General features: G+C 72.4%; 3 protein-coding genes. All 3 read right to left on the bottom strand.

Annotated elements, in window-relative coordinates; translation table 11 throughout:
* The coding region (locus ACIA8Q_RS31465; RefSeq protein WP_396318101.1) for a type I polyketide synthase at positions 1 to 1,507 on the bottom strand (1,507 nt) is incomplete at its 3' end.
* A gap of 27 nt (positions 1,508 to 1,534) precedes the next feature.
* Entirely contained in the window at positions 1,535 to 4,642 is a 3,108-nt protein-coding gene (locus ACIA8Q_RS31470) for an amino acid adenylation domain-containing protein (RefSeq protein ID WP_396318102.1), read from the bottom strand.
* Entirely contained in the window at positions 4,639 to 5,472 is an 834-nt protein-coding gene (locus tag ACIA8Q_RS31475; protein WP_396318103.1) for a hypothetical protein, read from the bottom strand. The genes ACIA8Q_RS31470 and ACIA8Q_RS31475 overlap by 4 nt, the downstream gene beginning before the upstream one ends.
* Between the last annotated feature and the right edge of the window lie 173 nt (positions 5,473 to 5,645).

Raw genomic sequence — 5,645 nt, forward strand, 5'->3', positions numbered from 1 at the left:
GTTCGAAGAGGGTGCGGGTGGTGGTGAGGGCGGTGGCGAGGTCGGTGAGGTCGCGGTCCTCGGGGAGGTGGTCGGTGAGGTCGCTCAGTCGGGAGACGAGTTCACCCAGGGCGTCGGTGTCGCGGGCGGAGACGACGAGCGGGACCACGGGCGGGGTGGGTTCCTCGGCGGGGGCCGGCTTGGTCTCGACGGGCGCGGGGGCCTGTTCCAGCACCACGTGACAGTTCGTCCCACCCATGCCGAAGGAGGACACACCCGCGCGGCGCGGGCCCTCCGATCCCGGCCAGGCAGTGGGCTCCCGCACAATCCGGAGGTTCAGGTCGGTGAACGGGATCGCGGGGTTCGGCCGCTCGAAGTTCAGGCTCGCCGGGAGCTCATCGTGCTCGATGCTCAGTGCGGCCTTGATCAGCCCGGTGATGCCCGCCGCACCCTCCAGGTGGCCCACGTTGGTCTTCGCGGACCCGACGAGCAGGGGGCCCTCACGCCGCTCCGCCGGGCCGAAGGCCGCGCCGAGCGCGGCTGCCTCGATCGGGTCCCCGACCGGCGTGCCGGTGCCGTGCAGTTCGACGTAGGCCACGGTGGACGGATCGACCCCGGACCGCTGGTAGGCCTGCCGCAGGACCTCCTCCTGCGCGTCGGCCGACGGCCTGGTCAGGCCCTCGCCGGCCCCGTCGCTGTTGACGGCGGAGCCGCGGATTACGCAGTGCACGTGGTCGCCGTCCGCCAGCGCCCGGGACAGGTGCTTGAGCAGGACCAGCCCGCCGCCCTCGCCGCGGACCAGCCCGTTGGCGCGCTCGTCGAAGGTATAGCAGCGCCCGTCCGGGGACAGGCCGCCGAACCGGACCATGGCGAGGGCGCTCTCCGGGGAGAGGTTGAGGTGGACGCCGCCGGCGAACGCGACCTCGCACTCGCCGGAGCGCAGGCTCTCGATCGCGAGGTGCACCGCCACCAGCGAGGACGCCTGCGCCGCGTCGACGGTCATGCTCGGACCGTGCAGATCGAGGTGGTAGGAGAGCCGGTTGGCGATCAGGCCGCGCTCCACACCCGTCATCGTGTGCTGGGTGATGAGCGCGGGGCCGCCCCGGAGCACCAGCGCCGCGTGGTCCCCGGAGATCGCGCCGACGAAGACACCTGTCCGGCTCCGCCCTAGGTCCGCCGGGGTGAGCCGGGCGGCCTCCAGCGCCTCCCACCCGAGTTCGAGGGCCAGGCGCTGCTGCGGGTCCATCATCTCCGCCTCGCGCGGCGAGATGCCGAAGAACGAGGCGTCGAAGTGGTCCACGTCCTCGACGAAGCCGCCGAGCCGAGCACCGATCCGGGCGAGGTCCTCTGCCCACGGGCCCCAGCGGCCCTCGGGTACCTCGGTGATCCCGTGCCGCTGTTCGCGGAGCATCCGCCAGAACGCCTGCGGGTCCCCGGCCTGCGCGAGGCGGCAGGACATCCCGATCACGGCGATCGGCTCCGGAACGGTGGCGTCCTGGATGGCGTTGGTGCTGTCGGACTCATGCATCGGCGTCAACTACCTCAATCCGTCTGATCAGGCGCCCGACGGTGCGGCGTCGGTGGTGGGGGAGTCGGCCAGGCGCAGGTGCTCCGCCAGCCGATGGGGAGTCGGGTACTCGAAGACGTCCGCGAGCCGGACCCGCCGGCCCGTCTCCATCTCGATCCGCTGGACCAGCTGCGCGCCCAGCAGGGAGTGGCCGCCGCTGGCGAAGAAGTTCGCCCGGTCGTCGACGTCGTCGCGGCCGAGCAGCTCGCGCCAGAGTGAGACCAGGAGAGTCAGCAGCTCGTCGTCGGAGCCGAAGTCCGTCCCGGCCGCGGTGCCGGCGGTGCGGCGCTCCTCGGCGAGGCGGGTCAGCGCCGGGTAGTCGATCTTGTCGTTGCCAGTGGTGGGCAGGACGTCCACGAAGACGAACTCACTGGGGACGGCGGCGCGCGGCAGCCTGGCCCGGGCCTGCTCCCACAGCTGGTCAACCATGTCGGGCTTGTCCGGCCCGTCGACGAAGGCGACCAGCACGCCGTCCTCGTTGGGGTCGCCGGCCACGACCACCGCGACGGTGCGCACGTCCTCGTGGGCGAGCAGCACCGACTCGACCTCAGCCAGCTCGATCCGGTTGCCGCGCAGCTTGACCTGGCGGTCGGTGCGACCGATCACCTGGAGCCTCCCGTCGGGCAGCCAGCGCGCCAGGTCGCCGGTGCGGTAGTGGCGCCCGTACCGGTCGTCGTGGCGGAACCGGTCCGCCGTCAGCTCCGGTCGGTCGTGGTAGCCGAGCGCGACGCCCGCGCCCGCGAGGCACAGCTCGCCGGTGACCCCGACCGGCAGCTCGTGGCCGTCCGGGTCGATGACGAAGGCGGTGGTGTTGGCGATCGGGCGGCCGACGGTGACCGTGGCGTGGCCGTCCGGTTCGATCCGCCCGGCCGCGGACCAGATGGTGGTCTCGGTGGGACCGTAGACGTTCCACACCTCGCCGGCCGCCTGCCCGAGCCGGCGGGCCAGTTCCTCTGGCATCGGCTCCCCACCGCAGAGCACCCGGCACCCGGAGAGCGCGGGAGCGGCGTCTTGGACGACCATCCGCCAGGTGGTTGGGGTGGCTTGGACGATGCCGACCCGGTGCTGGAGGATCGTGTCGGCGAGGACGTGGCCGTCGGTGCGTGCATGGTCCGGCGCCACCACGACTCGGCCTCCGCTGAGCAGGGGCAGGAAGAGTTCGAGCGCGGAGATGTCGAAGGAGAAGGTGGTCAGCCACAGCAGGGCGTCCTCGGAGGTCACCGCGAGCTGGCCGGCGAAGTGGGTCACCAGGTTCGCCAGGCTGCGGTGGCTGATCCGGGTGCCCTTGGGGCGTCCGGTCGAGCCCGAGGTGTAGATCAGGTAGGCGCAGGAGTCCGGCTCCGGCAGTTCGTCACCCGGAGCGGCGGCGACCGCCTCCCCGGCCGGCGTGACCGGTGCAGCCAGCGGTAGGACCGCGGCTGCCGCGCCGTTCGGTACCAGCGCGGGGTCGTCGGCCAGCACGACGCGCGCGCCGGAATCCGTGAGCTGGTAGCGGAGCCGGTCCTGTGGGTGGCCGGGGTCGAGCGGCAGGTAGGCGGCGCCGGCCAGCCAGGTGCCGAGCGCTGCCGCGGCCAGGTCGGGGCCGCGCTGTCCGAGCAGCGCGACGACGTCGCCCGGACCGACCCCGGTGGTGCGCAGGGACCGCGCGGTGTCGCGGGCCGCCGCCAGCAGCGCGCGGTAGGAGGTCTGCCCCAGGTCGTCCTCCACGGCGGTTCGCTCGGGCGTGGCGGCCGTCCGCTCCAGGACGCCTTCGAGCACCGTGGTGGGGCGCACCGGGCAGACGGTGTCGTTGGCCGAGGCGACGGCCTCGCGGTCCGGCGCGCTGAACAGGTCCAGCCCGCCGACCGCCGCGGTGGGGTCGGCGCCGACCGCGAGGAGCAACTGCTCGTACCGGCGCAGCAGCGCCTCCACGTCGCCCCGGTCGAACGCCTCGACGCAGTACGCCGCCCGCACACCGATGGAGTCCGGCGAGGACAGCACGAAGAATTCGAGGTCGAACTTGCTGTAGCCGTTCTCCACGAGGACCGGCCGGGCCGCCATGCCGTCGATCTCGAAGGGCGGCAGGCCCTCCCCCGGAACGTAGTTGAAGACGTACCGGAACAGCGGGTTGTGCCAGGACGAACCGGTGCGCGGGATGTCCTCCAGCAGCCGGTCGATGGCCACGTCGAGCCTGGCGATGGTGCCCATGAACACCGAACGGACCTGCTTGACCAGGGCGTCGAAGCCGTTCGCCGGATCGACGGCGCACCGCAGCGGCAGGACGTTGACGTGGTAGCCGATCGCGCCCTGATAACGGGTGCCGCGGGTGCTCACCGGTGAGCCGACGATGATGTCCGGCCCGGCGCCGTGCCGGGCCAGCAGCAGGTAGTAGGCGGCCAGCAGGATGACGGCCTCCGGCGCGCGGAGCTCCTTCTGCAGCCTGCGGGTGGTCTCGCGGGCCTGCTCCGAGAGGTGGTGGAGCACCTGGTCCCCGCGCAGGGACGGGTCGGCGACCTCCGGTTCGCCGACCCACATGCCCAGCCCGTTCGGATCGAATCCGCGCAGGTGGTCCCGCCAGAAGCCGAGGCTGGCCTCGGTCGGCTGCGGCTCGGGCAGCGCCGGCCGGGTCTCCAGCAGCCCGGCCCGCGGGAGGCCGCCCGTCGCGAGGTCGTTGTAGACCTCGACCAGCTCCGTCAGCAGGACGGCACCGGAGATGGTGTCGAAGACCAGGTGGTGGACGGCGATGCAGACGTGGTCCCGCTGCGGGCCGCTTAACCGCAGGGCCCGTACGAGCAGGCGGCCGTCGAGCCCGAAGGGGCGGGCCACGAAGGCGGCGAGGAGCTCCTCGGCCTCCTGGTCGGAGCCGGTGGCCGACTCGACCACCACTTCGGCGCTCGGCAGGACCGTCCTCGTCAGCGCAGTGCCGGTGGCGTGGAAGACCGTCCGCAGCGCCTCATGACGGCGGACCAGCAGCGTCATGGACTCCTGGAGGACGTCGGGGCGGATCCGTCCGTCGACCTCGAAGGCGAGCGAGAGGTGGTTGACGGCACTGCCCGGAACCACCTGTTCGAGCAGCCACAGCGCCGACTCCTTGCGGTCTGCGGGGAGGGCGGTCACGAGAGCTCCAACAGCAGGTCGTTGACCACCGACGCGACCTCGTCCGAGCGCAGCAGCTCGGCGTGCTCGACCTGGACCCGGATCTCGCGGGAGACCAACTCGTGTTCGCTGCCGGGCAGATGGGCCCGGATACCGTTGAGGCCGCTGGTCGGGCTGATCGAGGTGATCGCGACCGCCGAGGACCAGCGGGCCAGGGCGTCGTACCGGCCGGCGGCGGACAAGTAGGTCATGAACGAGGAGAAGGTCGCGAAGAGCTCGGTCCGACGAATCTCGTCCAGGCCGGCCCGGGCGAACGCGACCTCGCCTGTCTGTCGGAACAGGTCCACGAGGCGCTCACACAGGGTGCCCAGGTCGGTCGTGCCCGACTCGGCGATCCGCCCGGCCTCCTGGGCCGCAGTGATCTCCTCGTCGGTGGCCACCGACCGCATGAACTCCATGACCTTGTGGAACTGCCAGAAAAGCGTCGGGCCCGTGGACGGCTCGGGATCGAAGAGCACGACGAGGGGGCTGCGCTCCTGCGTCCGCGCGACCCGGGCGGCCAGCTCGGCCGCATACACGCCGCCCACGCAGTATCCGAACACCGCTCGCACCTCCGGCAGTTGGGCGCCGAGGCCCTGGTGCCACCGGTCGAGGTAGGACTCGCCTGTCATGCCGGTCTCGGTGCCGGCGGCTGGCGGGAGGCTCTCCCAGAGGCTCGCGCCGGTCTTCAACATCGGCGCGAGGTCGGTGAAGCGGGCCTCCGGCCGCCCGGTCACGTCGAAGTCGACGGCGAGGACCACCTCCGGGCGGTCTCCTGCGGACAGGACTTTCCAAGCGTCGTGCTGCGGCATGCGACTTCTCCTGAGCGGAAGCTGAAAGGCTGAAGTAAGGAATCAGGGCACCCGTGGGGGGGGGGGGGGGGGGCCCCCCCCGGCCCGCCCCCCCCGCCCCGGTTAGAGCTGCGACTTTCGAAAGAGACCACCCCGGGGGCGGCCGATCAGGGGGGGGCGGGGGGGGCCCGAGG

Origin of the sequence: Kitasatospora sp. NPDC051705 (assembly GCF_044453265.1) — a bacterium.
In the GTDB taxonomy this organism is placed as follows: Bacteria; Actinomycetota; Actinomycetes; order Streptomycetales; family Streptomycetaceae; genus Kitasatospora.